This window comes from Virgibacillus kekensis, assembly GCF_042654125.1.
Taxonomy (GTDB): Bacteria; Bacillota; Bacilli; order Bacillales; family Amphibacillaceae; genus Lentibacillus; species Lentibacillus kekensis.
Window position 1 is genome coordinate 25047 of record NZ_JBHSFU010000011.1, and the last position, 20943, is coordinate 45989.

14 protein-coding genes are annotated in these 20943 nt (G+C 36.9%); 12 read left to right on the plus strand and 2 right to left on the minus strand.

The window, feature by feature from the left end; translation table 11 throughout:
• The first annotated feature begins 372 nt into the window (after nt 1-372).
• From ACFO3D_RS16195 to ACFO3D_RS16220, 6 genes are all read left to right on the plus strand, one after another.
• Nucleotides 373-1293: an alpha/beta hydrolase gene (locus ACFO3D_RS16195; RefSeq protein ID WP_390298472.1), complete on the plus strand. Its 921-nt coding sequence runs from the start codon at nt 373-375 to the stop codon at nt 1291-1293.
• Between the two features lie 43 nt (nt 1294-1336).
• A complete protein-coding gene (locus ACFO3D_RS16200; protein WP_390298475.1) occupies nt 1337-2491 on the plus strand; it encodes a flavin-containing monooxygenase in 1155 nt (384 codons plus the stop codon).
• Complete coding sequence (locus tag ACFO3D_RS16205; RefSeq protein ID WP_390298478.1) at nt 2488-2955, plus strand: NAD(P)/FAD-dependent oxidoreductase; 468 nt, start codon at nt 2488-2490, stop codon at nt 2953-2955. Before ACFO3D_RS16200 ends, ACFO3D_RS16205 begins: the two co-directional genes overlap by 4 nt.
• Before the next feature lie 310 nt (nt 2956-3265).
• Nucleotides 3266-5200: a hypothetical protein gene (locus tag ACFO3D_RS16210; RefSeq protein ID WP_390298481.1), complete on the plus strand. Its 1935-nt coding sequence runs from the start codon at nt 3266-3268 to the stop codon at nt 5198-5200.
• 3 nt (nt 5201-5203) lie between these two features.
• Nucleotides 5204-6052: a hypothetical protein gene (locus ACFO3D_RS16215; RefSeq protein WP_390298483.1), complete on the plus strand. Its 849-nt coding sequence runs from the start codon at nt 5204-5206 to the stop codon at nt 6050-6052.
• On the plus strand, nt 6042-7244 hold the full coding sequence (locus tag ACFO3D_RS16220) for a hypothetical protein (protein WP_390298486.1): 1203 nt from the start codon (nt 6042-6044) through the stop codon (nt 7242-7244). Before ACFO3D_RS16215 ends, ACFO3D_RS16220 begins: the two co-directional genes overlap by 11 nt.
• Nucleotides 7245-7375: 131 nt before the next feature.
• Here the strand turns inward: ACFO3D_RS16220 and ACFO3D_RS16225 are convergent, their stop codons facing one another.
• Nucleotides 7376-8386, minus strand: coding sequence for an HRDC domain-containing protein (locus ACFO3D_RS16225; protein ID WP_390298489.1), 1011 nt, complete (start codon nt 8384-8386; stop codon nt 7376-7378).
• Nucleotides 8387-8590: 204 nt separating this feature from the next.
• Between ACFO3D_RS16225 and ACFO3D_RS16230 the strand changes: the two genes are divergently transcribed.
• Entirely contained in the window at nt 8591-11404 is a 2814-nt protein-coding gene (locus ACFO3D_RS16230) for a DEAD/DEAH box helicase (protein WP_390298492.1), read from the plus strand.
• Nucleotides 11405-11424: 20 nt separating this feature from the next.
• Here the strand turns inward: ACFO3D_RS16230 and ACFO3D_RS16235 are convergent, their stop codons facing one another.
• Entirely contained in the window at nt 11425-11823 is a 399-nt protein-coding gene (locus ACFO3D_RS16235; RefSeq protein ID WP_390298495.1) for a (deoxy)nucleoside triphosphate pyrophosphohydrolase, read from the minus strand.
• 342 nt (nt 11824-12165) lie between these two features.
• Here ACFO3D_RS16235 and ACFO3D_RS16240 point away from each other — a divergent pair, with 342 nt between their 5' ends.
• The 5 genes from ACFO3D_RS16240 (at nt 12166) to ACFO3D_RS16260 (ending at nt 20907) form a co-directional block, all read left to right on the plus strand.
• Complete coding sequence (locus ACFO3D_RS16240; RefSeq protein WP_390298498.1) at nt 12166-13368, plus strand: DUF6361 family protein; 1203 nt, start codon at nt 12166-12168, stop codon at nt 13366-13368.
• 88 nt (nt 13369-13456) lie between these two features.
• On the plus strand, nt 13457-15127 hold the full coding sequence (locus ACFO3D_RS16245; RefSeq protein WP_390298501.1) for a phospholipase D family protein: 1671 nt from the start codon (nt 13457-13459) through the stop codon (nt 15125-15127).
• Nucleotides 15124-18396, plus strand: a complete 3273-nt coding sequence (locus ACFO3D_RS16250; RefSeq protein WP_390298504.1) for a helicase C-terminal domain-containing protein — start codon at nt 15124-15126, stop codon at nt 18394-18396. Before ACFO3D_RS16245 ends, ACFO3D_RS16250 begins: the two co-directional genes overlap by 4 nt.
• Nucleotides 18397-18452: 56 nt before the next feature.
• On the plus strand, nt 18453-19322 hold the full coding sequence (locus ACFO3D_RS16255) for a phosphorothioated DNA-binding restriction endonuclease (protein WP_390298507.1): 870 nt from the start codon (nt 18453-18455) through the stop codon (nt 19320-19322).
• Between the two features lie 256 nt (nt 19323-19578).
• Nucleotides 19579-20907 carry a D-serine ammonia-lyase gene (locus ACFO3D_RS16260; protein ID WP_390298857.1) on the plus strand — a complete coding sequence of 443 codons (1329 nt, stop codon included), beginning with the start codon at nt 19579-19581 and terminating at the stop codon, nt 20905-20907.
• Nucleotides 20908-20943 lie beyond the last annotated feature (36 nt).

The window sequence follows — 20943 nt, forward strand, 5'->3', positions numbered from 1 at the left end:
GGATGATTACTATCTGTATAACGCGTGTGATGACACGATTGATAACTTGGCATAATAACGAGTAACCAGATAGAAGTCTACTATACAATTAAGCTTCCGGGATATGATAACAATGATATGGAAGATTTCATTATCAAAACGGGGAAGATACCTGAGGGAATTACAATCTACACGGTATAGAAATTCCATTCATGTGGCTGGAAAGTCACTTTTGATAGGAAGAAAGGGAAAGTTGTGAGGCTCTTATCCAAATAGTAGTAAATAAAAGATCTATATAACTTTATTTTTCTAATAATATTTCGGAATTTGAAATCATATAGTTATGTAAGGAACAAAATTTACTATCTATTAATCTGGAGAGGATGTTGAACGATGGCAAATCTATCCCCTGAGTCTAAAGCATATTTGGAAGCCTTTAATCAAATGCCGGCCATGCATGAAATGGATCCGCAAAGTGTAAGGAATATGATGGCAGAGGCACCGGTTCCCGAGCTAGAATTGGAGCCTGTCGCAAAAGTGGAGGACAAGCTGATCCCCGGTTATCAGGGTGAAGAGATTAAAGTAAGGATCTATACACCTGAAGGAGAGGGCCCGTTCCCTGTATTTGTTTATTACCATGGAGGCGGCTGGGTGCTGGGCGATATTGAAATATCCGATCCGAGTTGTCGCGTACTGGCAAATAAGACAAAACATGTAGTGGTATCAGTGGACTACCGTCTATCCCCTGAATACAAATTCCCTGTACCGGTAGAAGATGCTTATGCAGCTTTGACATGGGTAAAAGAAAATGCATCGTCATTAAATGTAAGCGATTCCAATATTGTGGTTGGAGGCGATAGTGCCGGCGGAAACCTGGCAGCTGCATTGACACATATGACAAGAGACAGGAAAGGACCTGAAATTTCTGCACAGGTACTGATTTACCCGGTAACGGACCTAAGCTATGACACAGGTTCCTATAAAGAGTTCGCAGTAGGGTTCGGCCTGGATCGTAAATTAATGATCTGGTTTGGCGATCACTATGTAAATAACCAAGCAGATACGCAGAATGTTTATGCTGCACCATTAAGAGCTGACAAGTTGGACGGTCTTCCGCCAGCATTCGTGATCACCTGTGAAAATGATGTCCTAAGGGATGAAGGAAAAGCATATGCGGATAAACTGAGCCAGTCTGGCGTGCCAACAGAGTATTTCTGCCAGGAAGGAATCGTCCATGGTTATTTTACAAACATGGCGGTATTCCCGAATCAGATTCACAGCGCGATTGAAAAAGTAAGTAACTTTCTTCGCTAGCAGCATGATGAGAAAGCCTTAACTAGAAAAGAGGAGGCTAAAAATGTCAAAGACAAGAAACCAGCATGCCGATTTTGATGCAATCGCCATCGGTGCAGGGTTTTCCGGTTTATATATGCTTCATCGTTTGAGGGAAGCCGGGTTCTCCACACAGGTTTACGAAGCGGGAAAGGACGTAGGCGGAGTATGGTACTGGAACCGGTATCCGGGGGCAAGGTGTGATTCAGAAAGCATTTACTATAACTACACATTTTCTGAGGAGTTATATAACGAGTGGGAATGGTCCTCCCGTTTTCCGGAACAGCCGGAGATACTCGAGTATCTGAACTTCGTGGCCGACAGACTTGATCTTCGCAAGGATATTGAGTTTAACACACGTATTCAATCTGCTCAGTTTGATGAAGACAAGAATATCTGGCGAGTTAAAAAAAATGACGGAACCACCGTGACAGCAACTTACTTCATAACCGCGGTCGGCTGTATATCAACAGCAAACATACCGAAGTTTAAAGGGATCGAAAACTTTGAAGGCGATTGGTATCATACCGGTCACTGGCCACATGAAAAAGTGGACTTTTCGGGTAAGCGAGTCGGCGTTATTGGAACGGGGTCAAGTGGTGTACAAGCCATCCCGGTCATTGCGGAGGAAGCTGGGCATCTGACTGTTTTTCAACGGACACCACAATACAGTGTTCCAGCCCGAAATCATCCATTTGACGAGGAATACAACAACAAGGTCAAAGCTAACTTTAAAGAACTTAAAAAGGGAATGCGGGAATCCGGCGGTGGAATCCCTGTGGAACCGGGTCCTCCATCGGCGATTGAAGATACACCGGAAAACCGCCAGAAAATATATGAAAGACACTGGAAGGACGGCGGTATCGGATTCTTCGGTGCGTATCAGGATATACTCGTAAACCCTGAATCCAATGAAACGGCTGGTGAATTCGTGCGATCCAAAATACGTGAGACCGTCCAGGACCCAGAAACAGCGAAGAAACTATCGCCAACGTATTATTACGCTACAAAGCGGCCAATTCTGGACACAAATTATTACGAAACCTACAACCGTGATAACGTCAGCCTGGTAGATGTAAAAAATGCACCGATTGAAGAAATCACTTCCAAAGGAGTCCGCACCTCGACGGAGAGTATGAACTGGACGCTCTCGTATTCGCAACCGGATATGACGGCATGACTGGCTCCTTGTTTAAAATGGATATCCGCGGTAGAGACGGTCAAGCCCTTAAAGATAAGTGGGATAACGGAACTCAGATTAAAACATATCTCGGATTGGCAACTACCGGATTTCCAAATATGTTTATGATCACAGGCCCGGAAAGCCCTTCTGTACTAAGTAACATGCCTGTATCCATCGAGCAGCATGTTGAATGGATCGGCGATTGCATAGAGTACCTTCACGATAACAATATTGCAGTTTTCGAAGCCGATCAAGAATCTGAAGATAATTGGAGCAAGCACTGCAGGGAAGTGGCTGAATCAACCCTTTATGTTAAAACAGAATCCTGGTATACGGGGGCAAATATTAAAGGTAAGCCACAAGGATTTCCTATCTATGTTGGAGGGGTGGGAAATTATCGTGAAATCTGTGATGAGGTAGCTATTAAGGGGTATGAGGGGTTTGTTTTATCTGAAGATTAGAGATTGCTATAGCAAAAGGAAAAAACCTTTGGATATTTATCCAAGGGTTTTTTGCTTTGCAATCAATTTCTGGTTCAATCATTCCGATTAATATATACAAGAACTAATAGGAGTGCATTATATTGCACTTCTTATTATTTATAATCGAGGTCGAAAAAGGACAATTCTAAAAATGCAATTTTATGGTAAAATATTACTTATTAGGATTTTTTTTGACTAATTAAAGATTATTTAGTTAATTTTCCATTTATTTATTACATAAGTTTTCACTTATTTATATTGAAAGATCAATAAAGAGGAGGTTTACAACTTGAATTTACAGAAACTTAAAGATAAAAAGTGGAAATTTTCACCCATTCCTAATATAGAAGAGTCAAACTTCAATAAATCGCTAGAACGTTTTTTTAACATGAGAGTAAATGGATTAACAAGAGAAAATATACAAAACTCACTTGATGGAAGGTTATATAACTATGACGGACCTGTTGTAATAAAAATTAAAACAGGAAGTATTAACAAAAATGACATCCCCGGTATTGAAGAAGTGAAAGAACGTATTATGAATTTGGAGGGTCGTAATAGTTATACGATTGAAACGATTAACCACATGAAAAATAAACTAAACCAGGATGAAGTCAGATATATATCTTTTGAAGATATAAACACAAGAGGGTTAACGGGGGCATGTAATGGGCAGAGTGGGTCCAAACAGGATACGTGGGGGATTTATGCCTATAATAAAGGAGTTCATTTTCAAGATAATGATGAAGTGGAAGTTTCAAGAGGGGGCTCTCATGGAGTAGGTAAGATTGCATCAAATGCTGCTTCTGATTTAAACGTTATGTATTTTGCGAACTGTGATGAAAAGGGAGATCAGCATTTAGGTGGTACCGTTCAATTAATTGAGCATGTACACGAAAAACAAGCATATAGATCTACTGGTTATTTTACTGATATAGAAGTGTACCATGATAACAGCTCTAAGTTTTATCCATATGAGAATAACTTCCACGAGGTATTTCAAAAGGATACAAGAGGACTAAAAATCATCATTCCTTATTTTCGAGCAGAATACGATGATGAAAAGGATATAATAAAAAGTATTTGTGACAGCTTTTTCGTATCTATTTTAAATAATAAATTAGAAGTTCATGTGAATGAACACAAAATCAAGAAAGATACAATTTTGGATTATGTAAAAAATCAAGATTATTATAATCAGGACATTACAGACACAAAGAAAGAATTCACTCCACTATATCTTGATACTTACCTCGAAGCACCTTCTCAGAAAATTACTGTATCTAATGGAGAAGAGGACTATAATTTTCATCTTTATTTTAGATATGATGAAAGAATTCCCAAAGGAAGAGTGGCAGTTGTTCGGACAATAGGTATGAAGATAGAGGACTTTAAAGTTACAGGTAACGCTACTAAACCATTTAACGCGGTGCTAATAGGTGGGCACAAAGAAGATGCCTATTTAAAATCCTTGGAAAATGAATCGCATACAAAATTATCCAAAGATCATTTTAGCGATTCAAAGTTAAAAAGACTTGCTACGAGATTTATCAATAATTTATCTAAAGAGATTAAGGGAGTTATCGAAGAGGCAATCAAACAAAATAATCCTACAGACGGGTCAATGAATACGGATGATATTCTGTACGTGGTCGAGACACAATTTAGAAAAGACTTAGAGGAATCTTTAGGAACAGTGAAAATAAATAAAGGTAAATCCTTAGTTAAATCTACTGGTAAACAGTCTAAAAGGGAAAGGCGTGATAAGAGAGAAAAAAAGGGAAAGGAAATCAAATATGAAAAAGATTTCCCTAAGCGAAAACGAGACCCATTAAAATGGCAAAAAAGTAACGATGAAATTAATAATACTAATGGACAAGAAAAAAAGCGGTATAGCGCACATCCTGAAATGGTAGAGAGAGTAATATTAAATAATAAAGAAATGATCAAATTTGATTTCTCTAAAAGCGACCAACTAGGTGAATCAAAAACATGTGATATTTCCTTCTCCCTCATTGATGGAAGGGGTGTAGAGTATAAAAATGAATTTAAAATACAAAACAACTACCAGGATATTATAGATGTAAACGTGGGCAAAACCTGCGATTATCGAAAAAATGTTATTAAAGGTGTTCAAATTAAAGACGGAGTTGCCCAGCTGCAGCTAAAAATAAGAAAAACATATAACCGTTCATTAAAGTTCGTGTACTATGTGGAGGTGTAAGAGGTGATATACAGAAAAGATGCCAACTTTCCATATCCTGTCTTATCCAATACATCTCAAAGCTATGCTGCCAATTATTTCGATTTAGATGTCAACGTCAGCGAGAATGCAGATTTTTATCATTTTCACTTTGACTATGAAATAGATTCAGAGTTTATGAGGGAGCAAATCAGTCGAGGAAGGGCCCAATTAATCCTTATCATTCAATCGAAGGATAATAAATTTTATAAGCTGCAACCAAGCCAACAAACTGTGGAAATTCATAAGTCTCGCATTTCGCTTAATAAACGGACGTCTATTCAATTGCATATTCAGGCGTTGGATAAAATTAATTTTGGGAGTAATAACGATTTAAATGAATTCTATATCCAATTCAGAGATGAAGTGAACGTCCCTAAGTTTTCTTTATTAGGTTATTCAAATGTAATTGTATTTGATGGCAGTATTACAAAACCCTTTGATCTCTTTGAGAAAAGAGTAGATAAGGATTTGAAGTCGGATATAAAAGTGGAGCTCGGACAGGAAACTATTGTAATTCATTATAAAAACCCTGAGTTCCAGTTTAACCATCTTCCTAAAAGCAATGTGCTAAATAATCCTTATATTTATGCAGGTTTATCTAAAGCACTTCAAACTTTTATCATTAATAATAGTGATGATGGGGATGTCGATATAGAAGACATACAGGAGCCTGATGGATCTTTGGATTTGAAGTTATATAATTTGATGAAGAAAAAAATGGTTGCAGAATTGAATATGGATAATATCGATGAAGTTATTTATAAGATCTCTGACCGCATTATTGAAAAGTATACTGTTGCATTAGGGGGGTTAGTTACGGATGGAAGTTAAACTGCTCGCTAAAGGGTATAAAACAGATGATACCTTATATCAAGATTTTCTGGAGGGAAAAATAAGTGAAAAGGAGGACTACTTCTCAAAGGAAGTAGTCTATATTAGAGAAGCGCTTGATTTCCCAATATATATGGGTAAAGGAAGTGAAGAAGAAAAAAAGCAAGATTTTCTCGAAGCATTTCAAGTAATTTCCCACTCCTATTTAAACACGGATAGAGATCTGTTACTTGATGAAACGTTCTGGCATTCATTACTGCTAACTCATAAACGAGAATATATTCTACAAAACTATCCTGATATTAGAAGTGAAAAAAGCAAGTTTTATAATATTGTTCTGAAAAAATTCGACTGGGAGAATTATATTTATAAAACCATATTAGGAGCCCAATATATTAATGACAATATTCGTGGTGAAGATGAACGTAAAAGGTTTTATAAATTAATTATAGAGAACCTTGATTTGTATAATTACATCATTAAGTATGAGATATTTCGGAATGATAAATTTCTAGTGAATATATTGAGTATTATAGATGAACTTCAACTTTCTAAGGTGATGAAGACCAAAATTAAGGGCCGTGAAGATCTTGGGGATGATGAACGTGTCGGAAGAAGAGTTATATTTGAATTTAATAAAAGTTATCCGGTAGTGATGTCTCCGATGCTTGATAAAGAAGAGCTTAAGAGACTTTTTGTGGAGTATTTAAGCTATTACTATGATATATCTCAAGGCTATTCACACGAAGAACATCTCATAGATGAAATGGAAATCGAAAAACTTAGTAAAGAAGATGGTAAAGCTTTAGTTCCTAATTATGAGTATTCCTATCAAGAGAAAAGTTTCTTTGAGTCAAATGCTTTTTCCCGAGAAGGTGTGGACGGCGGTACGGATTTGAAAGAAGATTTAAAAGCTCAAGTTGTCCAACCATCTATTAAGGGCAAAGAAACTATAGACTTAAAGGAAAAAATAAAGTCTGGAGAGGAGGATGAACTTCTTGCTTATTTGGAGGAACATAATCTTGAGTATGTGGATCGTAGAAGCAAAGGTGGATCTATTTGGGTAATAGGTGATAATAGGATTGAGGCATATTTAAAACCCCTAGAAGATGAAGGGATACGTTTTAGATATAAACCAGTTGGTGGTAGAGCTTCGAAATATAGACCTGCCTGGTTTTGGTATGAGAGGTAATTTAGAAAAAGGAGCGCAAATTATGCACTCCTTTTATTGTACTCTACTAAAAAATTAGGTAATTATAAGTCGGATGTAATACATTAAAAAGAAGAACCCATAGTGTGTAACCAACAGGCGCCTTAAGTATGTTAAGAGTTAATTGTTTTAAGTATTTCCTCTCCAAATTCCTGAGCTTTCTTAGGTCCAATTCCTTCAATGTCTAAAAGCTGGTCCATGGTCTCTGGACGGTGCTCCACAAGAGCAGCCAATGTTTTATTGGTGAAAATATAAAAAGCTTTCACATCAAGTTCTCTCGAAAGTCCCAGACGGAAATCTTTTAGTGATTTAGTTAGTTCTTCATCATTTTGTACAGGTTTAATGGTAGCGGCAACTTTATTTAAGCCTTCCCGATTTAGCAAGTAAGCCTCTCTATTAAATGGCTTTTCGGTGCAAATTCCTCTAATTGCATCAGCGATACTATTTATTTTGTTATCCATCATGAATACAGTAGATTCTTCCTCTAGTTCTCTTGTTAAAAAAGACTTTATCTGATCATGGCGGATTATTCGGGACTGAATTTCTTTAGGAGCTTTTTTAGATACCTCCAGGATAGTTCTTGGGTTTGCGAAGGTGACTGCATAACGGATAGGACACTTTTTTATCACACCCATGGCTTTCAGGCACTTCTCTAGTATGGCAGTTTGTCGTTCAGTCTGACTAACAGGACTGTACATTCCTTCTTTATTAACGACTCTATTCCCTCTTGTTATAACACGCTGGAATTCACCTTTATCGGTGACTTTAACATTGCCAAAGAGCTTTTTAACTTCCAGGACTAGAATAAACTTATGTGTCACAATGACAAAATCCAATTGGGCTTCATAATCCTCAAACTCAATATATACATCATGAAGCACAATTATAGGAAGCATTGAGTTCCGAAGTTCAAATAAAACACTTTTTTCTCCGGTTTGACCAATAGTAAAAAGCTTTAGGTGGTCTTTGACCTTTTTTTGATTAATACTAGAATCTTCGCTCTTAGCCAATTGCTCTAAAGTTCGAATGGTCTCTGATCTTTCATTGAATTCCTTATGTATTACAGGTTCTTTAATATCCCTTTTGTCGGTCAACAAATTATATGTAGATTTAAGGAATGACATATTATACCCTCGCTTAAAGTAATATGTAAATATTATAGCAAATATTGGCAATAAATGGTGAAGATTCTTAGAATAAAACTTGTAGAAAAGTTCTAAAAAACATATTTGAGTACCTTTTCTTTAAGAATAATTACAAATTATCAATTTATTTGGTAGAATAAACCTGTAACGTAAATGCAATCCATCAGTTTCGGGGGTTAATATATGCAGAAAGAAAATAACTTAATTGTAAATTCAGATCAAACTAATTTACTGAAAGAATTAACGTCTTCCTTAGAAACATGTACACGATTTTATTTTAGTGTAGCGTTTGTAAACTTCAGCGGCCTTCAACTATTACTGGATGCCTTGAAGGAAGCTAAGTTAAGAGGAGTAGAGGGGAAGGTATTAACCTCTACATATCTAAACTTTACTGAACCGAAAGCCTTGGACAAATTACGAGAGTTTGAGAATGTTGATTTAAAAGTTTTTGTTACTGAACGAAATATAGGTTTCCATACGAAGGCTTACATATTTGAGTATGAAGATTATTTCAAAGTAATGATCGGTTCTTCTAACATAACCCAAACCGCGTTAAAAAGTAACGTAGAGTGGAACGTTGAAATCATTTCAAAACATGACACAACCTTTATCCAGCAAGTGATTTCTGAATTCCACGGATTATGGAATAGAAGTACAATTGTCGATGATTTCTTCTTACAGGACTACAAACAATTTTTTGAGAACATTAATCGTGTAGCTTCCTCCAAATCTCTTATCTATGAGAAAGCTGAGTACATAGTTCCAAATTCCATGCAAAAGCGAGCAATGGAAAACTTGGAGAGGCTAAGGACACTTGGAGAGAAAAAGGCATTAGTGATTGCCGCGACGGGAACGGGTAAAACGTATATGTCTGCCTTTGATGTTAAAAACTTGAAGCCTAGGAAACTTCTTTTTATAGTTCACCGCGAAGAGATATTGAGTAAGGCAAAAGAAACATATGAAAAGCTACTGCCTAATAGGAAAATAAAATTCGGGATGTTAACTGGTACAAGGAAAGATTTTGATGCTGATTACATCTTTGCAACTATCCAAACGCTATCACGGTATTATCAACAGTTTGATCCAGAGGAGTTTGATTACATCATTTATGATGAAGCACATCATGCTACTGCGGATACGTATCAACATGTAATCGATTATTTTGATCCTAATTTTATGTTAGGGATGACTGCGACGCCAGAGCGAGGAGATAGTCAATCAATCTTTGAGATTTTTGATTTTAATGTTGCGCTCGAAGTTCGATTGCATGATGCGTTAGATGACGATATTGTCGTTCCGTTTCATTATTTTGGGATAACAGACATTGATGAGATTGATCTTAGTGATGTATCTGTTGACAACTTGGATGAAATTACAAAGCGGCTTAAGGTGAATGAACGAGTGGACTTTATTATTGAGAAGATGAGGTTCTATGGGCATGATGGAAAAACCCGAAAGTGTTTAGGATTTTGTGCCAGTAAGGAACATGCGCGTTATATGGCGGCAGAATTTAATAAACGAGGGGTCCATAGTACGTATTTAACAGGCGATGATTCTGTACCTGTAAGACAAGCTTGTATAAGAGAACTGGAAGATGAGACAAATGAGTTAGAGGTTATTTTTACGGTAGACATTTTTAATGAGGGAGTCGATATTCCATCAGTCAATACTGTACTAATGCTTCGACCAACAAACTCTCCAATAGTATTCATTCAACAACTAGGCAGAGGACTACGAAAATACGAAGACAAGTCATTTTTAACCGTACTGGATTTTATCGGAAATCATACGAAGACATTTTTAATTGCTATTGCCTTAAATGGAAGTCGTTATTATGACAAAGAAAGTTTGAAGGTAGCAATTTCTACCGGTTTTGCTCATTTACCTGGTGCTACTCATATCCAAATGGATAAGGTATCACAGGAACGGATATTGGCTCAAATTGATCAAGAAAAATTCACTTCGATGAAATATTTAAAAGAAGAATATTTTGAGTTTAAAAAAATGAACAGTGGACGTGTTCCAGATTTATTGATGGATTATTATAAATACTACGGGGCACCTGATCCTGTGAAATTTATTAAGAAGGAAAAGTCATATTTAAACTTTGTGGCAAAAGTAGAGAAGGACCAACAAATTAAGCAGTTACTCGCAAATGAGACATTTGAGAAGGCATTGAAATGGCTTTCTAGCATGCTGCCACTAAAGCGAATCTATGATTTTGTTATGTTGAACTACCTACTGGAAAACCAATCTATAACATTTAATGAGGCTAAACTAGAGATCTTAAAGTGGATTAAGACCGTAGATGACGTTAGTGTAGATCATGCTATGGAGTATTTAAACCAGAACTTTTTTGATGATACACAGAAAAAGAGAACACCCAAGTTGGCAAACTTAAATGGAGAGCGTTTAAGCAAATCTCTTACATTTGATGAATTACTAAGAAACCCTCCTTATAGAAGATACATCAAGGATGTTATTGAATATGGTATGTTCCGATATGAAAGGGAATTTGGGAAGGAATATTATGGGGTGCCACATTTAAAGCTATATGAGCAGTATCAGATGATGGATGCCGCTTTATTGTCTAATTACCGAAAGAGCCACAGTGCATTCCGTGGCTCCGGACTATTAACAAATGGAAATGATTACTTCCTATATATTGATTTGCATAAGGAAGCTGATATAAAGGAGAGCATAAATTATAATGACAAAATTATAGATCGTAATCATTTTCAATGGGAAACACCAAACAAGACTTCTCAAGGTACCGAGCAAGGTAAAAATATTATTTTTAACCAGGATAGAGGGGTTAATCTTCATCTTTTTGTCCGGAAATATAGAGAGATTGAAAAGAATAATGTGGAACCCTACATTTATATAGGTAAAGGGAATACCATATCTTACAAAAATGAACGTCCAATTGAAGTTCAGATGGAGCTAGAGAATACTCTTCCACAACAACTTTATACGGAGCTAACAAAGAAAGTATAGTCTTCTTCAATTGAAGAGGACTATACTTCTTCTTTTACTAATTGCTCTACAGCAGGGATATCAGCCGGAGCCCAAACCAACGACTTTAAGTTCTCGCGTTTTAACCATACAAACTTTGAATGCTCGCTTAAAGTGGGTTCACCTTCAATTAGCTTAGCTTTAAGAGCTATAAGGTTGATAATGAATTTCTCATACTCATGAACATTTTTTTTGAAAACTTCTGACGCTTTGATTGTGCAAGAGAACTCTTCTGTAATCTCACGTTCTAACGCGGTATGTAGGTCTTCGCCTTCTTCGACTTTTCCACCAGGAAATTCCCACATATTTGGGATCGACATTTCCGGGGAGCGGAGTGCACATAGTATTTCTTCATTTTCATTTTCTATTATAGCTGCTACTACTTTTACTGTTTTTTTCATGGGAACCACCTTTCAAGAACTATCTTATCACAATAACCAGGGGAGTTAGTAGCAGGTATTCAATTATCTATTATTTTTGTTTGGTTTCTGTATGTTGCAATTGGAGATATTGTAATATGATGCTTGTTGTGTGAAAATTAGTTATAAATCTAATATTTTATGAAAAAAATATTAGGTAAAAGTAGATTCCAATGCCTCCTTAAGTGCATTATCTGAGGTAATTATGAGCCATAAACTGAAGGTAGGGGAACATAATAAACATCCTATATTGTGTTATACAATTATTATAATGATATTGATATTTCAAAAAAATCAAACAGGAAATTAAAGGGGCACTATAAATTGAATGCTTTGAAACTAGGTTGGATTGATTACTCGAGTGAACATAGAGACAAGGTCATGGCGGTTCTACATGCTCTTGCTGAACCTGGGGCAGTGGATGAGTTGGGAATTGGTTTGATTCGTGATGGGTTTGCGGATATTTTATTTCCTGGCACTTCAACAATCCAGACGAGGGCAAAGTATTTCTTTATCGTTCCATATTTACTAATGGAATTGGAGAAGGACAATCATTCGACACCGAAAGAACTGATTGAAAAACTTGGTGAAGCGGAAGTTGATTTGATTGAAATATTAAATAGGGAAGGTTCGAGTAGTGGTGTGATTGGTGCTCGGGCTGGTAGAAAGCTTAAACGTAAGCCTTCAAACATTTATTGGAATGGTTTAAGAACGTTTGAGATTTTTAAACATGGATCACTATCACTGGATAATTATGCGAAAGCGATTTTCAGGATGAAGAACAAAAAAGATGCAGCTAAGTCCTTTGGAAATGAGGAAACAGATGATGCAGGTTTGGTAAGTGGGGAGTATTCAAGTACGTTCTGGCGTTGTATTCTGCCAGAGTCAAATTGGAAAGATACACTTTCCATGGAACTTACGTTTGATGAAGCAAACTTCTTAAAAGGACGGATTACGTCGGCAGAGAAATCAAAGGATAGCTTATTTTCTTTCTTGTTATCACAGGATTCAGACAAACTAAACATGATTAATGACTTTGAGGCGATTGGAGAAGTGTTTTCCTTACCTGAGAGTATATATGAGGATTACAACAAGGCTAAACGTTTTAATAAATTTATCGCAGGGGCAAATATCCGCTATAATGTGATTCTATCAGATGGTGAAAATGAGGAAGCTATACAGAAATGGTCTGAATGGCTTAATAGTTCGTTCGTTGAAGAAGAGTTTAAGTCTTTCTCGTACATGGATATAATCAATCGTCTACATATAAAGAACTCTAAGCTGATCATATTTTTACGTGAATGGCAGAAAGCGCTATTGTCAGGAGATGAAAAAACAATAGATCGGCTTATAATAAAGCGGGAAATTGAACTTAAATCAAGAGACCGTGCAAAATTACAGAACTCCAAAAACTTTACGTATGAAGCTGGATCTTGGGTTGGTTCCTCTAAACTCCAATATCGCTTTAAGGACGCAAAAGTAATAATCGAGGACATTTTTGCAGGATTGGGGGATAACAATGCTTAAACCTGCTGAAAATCGACTTAATTACTCCGAATTGCTGACTCCACCGTCAGGCTTCGAGGTTGAATTTGCAATCGGAACAACGTATTCATTGGACTTAGAGGCACTTGTTGGTGTTCCTTTAGCACTAAGCTTGTCAGAGGAGATGGACCAAACCTTTCAAGATGATCCTATATATGTTCTGGAAGGGTTACGACGAGGTGCAGATAAATTTGCAATCTTTTGTGAAGCAGGACAGATTAAAATACCACAAAACCAAAATTCAATCTTCGCTATGATGGAAGACAGTGTCTTTGAAGTAGCCCTGGAAAATAATAAATCTTTTCACCCGAAAGTATGGCTTATTAAGTATAAGAATAATGACAACGAGGTACTATTTCGATTGCTTGTGCTATCACGTAACTTAACATTTGATCGAAGCTGGGATATCGCGGTAGCGCTTGAGGGGAAGAAGGGTGATACTAAAACATCTAAGAATGAACCTTTAGTTGAGTTCTTCCGTTATCTGGTTAATTTCACAGGGGAAAATGAGAAGAAAGAGCAAATCAAGCAAATTATTTCAGAACTAGATTACATACATTTTGACCCAGCAAATAAACATATTCCTGATTTTGATTTCTGTCCTCTTGGAATTACAGATTACGAGAAAGCGGAGATAGGTATATTTGAGAAATACCATCAGCTGATAGTAATATCACCCTTTATCAGTGAAGTCATTATTTCTGAATTAAATGAACTTGCCTTAAGCAACGCCAAAAAAGTATTGATTACAAGAAAAACAGAATTACACAAGCTTACGGAAGAAATGCTTTTGGATTTTGAAGTGTTCACTTTGAAGGATTCAATTATCGATGGGGAAAGTGCAATTAGTGGCGACATTGATGAAGGTGAAATAACTGAGCTTCAGGATATCCATGCCAAGCTATATGCCAGAACAAAATATAACGAACATCATATTTTCATTGGATCAGCCAACAGCTCAAGGAACGCATTTAGCGGAAATGTAGAGTTTTTATTGAAGCTAAAATATAAAAAGCACGGCTTCAGGATTACAGATCTTTTAGAGGATATGTTCGGAGATGAAGAAAATCCTTTTGAAAGAATTGAAATCATTCCGGAACAAGAAGAGACTGAATCTGACTTAACTAATCAATTACAAAAAGGGATAAAGCAGCTTTGTAGGATACAACGGAGTGCATTTGTTATAAAAGAAAATGATAATTATTCTTTACAAGTAACCTTTGATGATATTCCTGAAGGTTGTGACTTTACGATTGGTCCGCTGTTGAGTTCAAAAGAGCTGCCACTTCAGCAAGACACCCTATTTGAGAACATTAGCTTATTAGAATTAGGAAATTTTTATAAAATAACGGCAACAAAGGACGGGGAAAAGGTCCAAAGAGTTATCAAGGTTAAAACCAATGGAATCCCCGAGGAACGTCAGAAAGAGATTTTTCGTTCAATCATTAAAGACTCGCATACTTTTCTAAAATATGTTGCCTTTTTATTATCAGATGATTTCTTACTATCCATGTTGGAAAACCTTGAACAAAAAAATCTAGGTACCGGGAAGTGGGGTATGGATACAGGGGATTATCCAGCACTTTATGAAAATATGCTTAAAACAGCCGCTCAATCACCGGAAAAACTTGAGGATGTAGACAACATAATACGTATTATTGAAAACGAAGACATCATCCCAACAGAATTCCAACATTTATATCAAACTTTCATTAGTGCAGCAAAGAAGGTGAAAAGATGATTGACTTAGTGCAAAAAGAAGAGGAGATTCTCTCTGGTTTGAAAGACTTCCAAAGAGCAACAGTGGAACGAGTACATCATTTGTTTACGAACGAATACTCACGTGTATTGGTAGCTGATGAGGTAGGACTTGGAAAGACTATGGTAGCAAGAGGAGTAATAGCCAAGATAGCGAGGTATCATGAAGAACGCTTACATGATGATTTATTTAAGGTTGTATATGTCTGTTCTAACGCCAATATTGCAGGTCAAAACATTTCAAAATTGAAAATTGATCAACGTGTTACATTAGCCGGAATGTCAGATACACGTTTATCAATGCAGCATATTAAAATCTTTGAGGACACCTTTGATCCTGAGATTAAGGAAAACTACATCCAACTTATCCCGCTGACCCCTTCAACGTCTTTTGATATGACAGTGGGATGCGGGAGTGTATTAGAACGAGCTTTGATATTCTCGGTGCTAAATAAATATACACCTTTAAATCCTTATCTGAATGAATTAGATAAGTTAATGGTCGATAAAGCCACTGGAAGTTGGGAGTATTGGAAGCAGGTATACGGAGATAGGGTTGAAGTTTGTAACCTAAAGAGTGATGGTCAATATTTAAAAGTCATGTTAGAGAAAGTGGATGACTCTTTTAAACAAAATCCATCTCTACTTGATGACGTTATTAAAGTGTGTAATGTTATTGAGCAAGAATGGGAGCTTGGGAAGCGAGTTAATGGTGCAGCAAAGGTTATTCAAAAGCTACGAAAAATAATGGCCGAAATAAGTGTTGACCTGATTGATGCCGACCTTGTAATAATGGATGAATTTCAAAGATTTCCGGAACTTATTAATGCTGATGGAGAAAGTGAAACAGCTATGCTTGCCAGTAAATTTTTTAATAGTCCCAAGGCCGATGCGAATGATGTAAAGATATTATTGTTATCCGCTACTCCATATAAGCCTTATTCAACACTCGAAGAAATTACCGAGACTGGTAGCGATGAGCATTATAAGGAGTTCATGCAAGTTACGGATTTTCTTTTTGAGAAAGAACCCCAGCATAATAAGCACTTTAAAAAAGTTTGGGGAAACTTTTCCTATGCGTTAAGTCAAATAACCGAACAAGACTTTGCTATGGTAATTGCAAAAAAGCATGAGGCAGAAAATAGTCTCTATAAAGGCATTGCAAGAACCGAGCGTATATTAGAAAAGGGTTCAAACGAAATTTCAGAAGCTTCTCTTGATGAGAAACCTCTAGAAATATCCGAGGATGATGTTTTATCTTATATTAAAATGGATGAGCTCCTAAGAAATATAGGGTTGAAGGATAAGGTGCCGGCGGAATACGTGAAATCGGCTCCGTTTCTGATGTCGTTCATGGACCGTTATAAGTTGAAGCAGAAGATAGCACGAAATTTCATGGAAAATCCTAATGAGTTAACTAATGATCCTCATTTGTGGGTCGATAAAAAGTCTATCGATAAATACGGAAAATTGAGGGAGACCAATGCTAGATTAAGAAAGTTAAAAGAGGTGGCATTTCCAAAAGGTGCGGAACGGTTAATGTGGATACCACCATCCTTGCCATATTATGAATTTGGTGGGGCCTTCTTCGAACAAGAGCGGTTTTCAAAGGTCTTAGTATTTTCAGCCTGGGAGATGGTTCCACGTGCGATTGCGACACTTTTATCTTATGATGCGGAACGGTTAACAGTAGGAGAATTGGTTAAGAGAATTCCTAAGAAACGACGTTCGAAGGTTCACAAATACTTCCATCCAAGACGTTTTCCACAACCACGGATAACTTTTGCTATGAAGGATAATATTCCGGCTAACATGAATCATTTAACTTTAATGTATCCTTCTGTTACCTTGTCCAAATTGTTCAATCCAATTGAAACTTTGAACAGAAACCTTACGCTGCAAGACATCAAGAAGGATATTAAATACAACCTTCAATTACTGCTAAATAAAATAACGTATGAATCAAGTGAGAATTTTTCTAGGCAGGATGAACGGTGGTATTATATTGCCCCATTAATGATGGACAAAAATGAGGAATCAGTTCAAGAATGGTTTAATAAGGATAGTTTACTATCAACTATAAATGATAACGAAGAAGATACTGGTACACATGACAAAGTAGCACTTGAGAAACATTTTGAGGAGCTAAGAAAAATCTTCCATAATGAGGAAAGACTTGTGCTTGGGAAACAACCAGATGATTTATTGGATGTATTAACCAATATGGTCTTAGCTTCTCCCGCAGTTTGCGTATTAAGGTTATTTGAGAATCCGGATGATAGAGAATTCCCTTATGCAGTTTTTTTAGCGAAGACGATTATGGATCGCTTTAATACCCAGGAAGCGACTTCAATTATCGAGTTAGAATATGGTGAAAAGGAACACCGTGCCCATTGGAAAAATATTCTTAAATATAGTGTTGATGGAAATATTCAGGCCATGCTTGACGAGTATGCGCATATGTTGCTGGAAGAAGGCGGATTAAATAAGGTCGAACTACATGGGAGAAATAAGCAACTAATTAAGACTATGATCAAAACTTTAAATACACACACTGCTAGTTACAATGTCGATACGTATAAGACATTTAAAAGCCGCATCTCTAATGCTAAGAAAAAAGGTAATCAGTATATTAAATTAAGAACAAATTATGCAGTTGGTTTTTACGATACTCGGAATGAAGATAACACACTTAACCGGAAAGAAAATATTAGGCTATCCTTTAACTCTCCATTCCGTCCATTTGTCTTATCCACCACCTCGATAGGGCAAGAAGGATTAGATTTCCATTATTATTGCCGTAAAATCATGCATTGGAATCTTCCTTCTAATCCAATTGACTTGGAGCAGCGTGATGGCAGAATCAATCGTTATAAAGGTCATAACATCAGACAAAATATCGCTAACAAATACGGCAAAATCACCTTTAAAGAAAATGTATGGCAGGAAATGTTTGCAGCAGCCAACCAAATGGAAAGGGATGCAGAAACTTCAGAATTGGTTCCGTTCTGGTCACTGGCTGGGAATCAAGAAATTAATATTGAAAGAATATTTCCATTGTATCCACTCAGCCGGGATGGTGCTAAATACAATAGACTTATGAAAATCTTGGCTTTATATAGATTAAGTCTTGGACAAGCACGCCAAGAAGATTTGCTTGAGTATTTGCTTAAAAATGATATTGACGAGAATCAGTTAAAGGAACTGTTTATGAATTTAAGTCCCTTTTCAAAAGAACATCAATATAGCTAAATGAAGCTAATCCTCTAGTTATGAGGAAAAATTAAAAGCTAGTGTGGTGTAGGTAAATGAATATACCCGAATTAAAAGAGAAAATAGACAGTCTAACTATATGGAAAAAAGGGGATCAACGAGCACCGCATAAGCCACTATTGATTTTACTTGCTCTTGTTCAAATCCAGTCCAATAATTCAAGGTTTTTGGAGTACGGATTTGTAAGGGAAAAGTTAATAGAACTCCTAAGAGAATATGGTCCCGTTAGGAAATCCTATCATCCGGAGGAGCCTTTTGTTCGATTAAAGAATGACGGCATTTGGGAATTAAACGCGGAAGTAAACTATAGAAATCCAAGTAACAAGCTCTTACTTGCCAATAATGTTGCTGGGGGTTTTACTGAAGAAGTTTTTGACCATTTAAAAGCAAATCAACAATTATTTCAGGAAATTGCACATCTAATATTAGATAAGCATTTCCCGGAAACTATCCATGAAGATATTATTGAATCTGTTGGTCTGGATTTCAATTTTTATAGGAAAAGGAAACGCAATCCTTATTTCAGAGAGAGAATCCTTAGGGCATACGGATATAGTTGTGCAATCTGCGGGTTTAACGTTCGATTAGCTCATACATTGGTTGGAGTGGAAGCCGCACACATTAAATGGCACCAAGCAGGTGGTCCAGACGAGGAAGAGAATGGATTAGCTTTGTGCTCACTCCACCATAAGTTATTTGATAGGGGAGTATTCACCATATCAAAAGATAGAAGGATGATTGTATCCCAAGATGCACATGGCACCCAAGGCTTTAAAGAAATGCTTTTGAGCTTTCATGGTCAGATGGTAAGGAAGCCAATCGAAACAGTTTACACCCCTCATAATTCCTATTTGGATTGGCATGTAAGGGAAGTATTTAAAGGACCGGAAAGATATGTCATCTAAGGTTGAAGGCAGTACCTACCTGATATTCTGAAGTAATGAAAATGGAGAGGGCCTTTCTAGGGTACCTCTCTCTTATTTCTCCAACGGAAGGGGCTACATGCATCAAAAATGTATGTAAATTCATTGACACTGTGGGAGGTGACCAGCCGCAAACAGTTAAAAACGCAGCCTTATTATTAGTAATTTCCATGCCTAAGACTTTAGAATAAATATATAGAATAATAAGCACACTTATTTATAAAAGGGGGCGAGGGAAATTTTTTCTCAAAATGATATAGAAACTTATCAAAAACAATCACCAATTCTAAAAAAGATTATTGAGAAGCAACCAATTTTATGGTTGAATCCAAACCTGAAATCAGCAAGTGAACTTAATGCAACATCTTTAAATATGCAAAGCATCAATGAGGCTGAACAGCTTTGGCAACGATTCGCTCCATTTTTGAAGAAGGAATTCCCTGAAACGTTGGAGACAGGTGGAATCATCGAATCCCCTCTAGCAAATATTGCTAATATGAAAGATGCAATGAGAGAAAAGTATTCTTCTCAAATTGATGGGGACTCTTATTTAAAATGTGACAATGAACTGTCAATTGCTGGATCGATTAAAGCCAGAGGTGGTTTCTATGAAGTTTTACATCATGCAGAGACACTGGCAATCGAGGCTGGATTAATCACTAAGGATGAGAACTATGAGGTCTTTTCGAGTCCGGAATTTAAATCATTCTTCCAGCAATACAGTATTGGGGTTGGCTCAACAGGAAACTTAGGCTTAAGCATTGGAATCATGTCTGCAAAGCTTGGGTTTACTGTATCTGTCTATATGTCCCGTGATGCAAAACAATGGAAAAAGAATCTTCTTCGTGACAAGGGAGTCAACGTTTATGAGTTTGAAGGAGACTTTAGTGAGGCTATTACTGCTGGAAGGGAGAAGACAATAGCGGATCCAAAAGGATATTTCGTTGATGACGAGAGTTCCAAGCATTTATTTCTTGGCTACAGCACAGCTGCACTCCGCTTGAAAAAGCAACTTGACGAAAAAGATATTAAAGTGAACCCTGAAAACCCATTGTTTGTTTACCTTCCCTGTGGGGTAGGTGGGGCACCAGGCGGCATTACATTCGGATTAAAACAAGTTTTTGGAGATTCCGTTCATTGCTTCTTTGTCGAACCAGTACATTCGCCAGCAGTATTAATTGGCTTGGTAACGGGAGAGATGGAAAAAGTTTCTGTCCAGGATTTCGGTCTTGATACCAAAACTGAAGCAGATGGTCTAGCGGTAGGAAGGCCGTCGCAGTTTGCGTCATCTATTAGTGATCAATTGGTAAGCGGAATCTATACAGTCGAAGATCCAACTTTATTTCAATTGCTTACCTTACTGGCTGATAATGAAAAGATTTATCTTGAACCTTCAGCTACGGCAGGACTTGTAGGACCAGGTGTAATTGCGCAATCGGATTACATGAAGGATCACTCCATCAATTCCGCAAATGTGACACATATTGCCTGGGCGACAGGCGGTGGTCTTGTTCCTGAAGAGGAGATGGAGGGATTCTATCGGAAGGGTAAAAACGGAGGTAAATAAGTTGAAAATAAAATGAACTGAAGCTGGTGGTTGTCA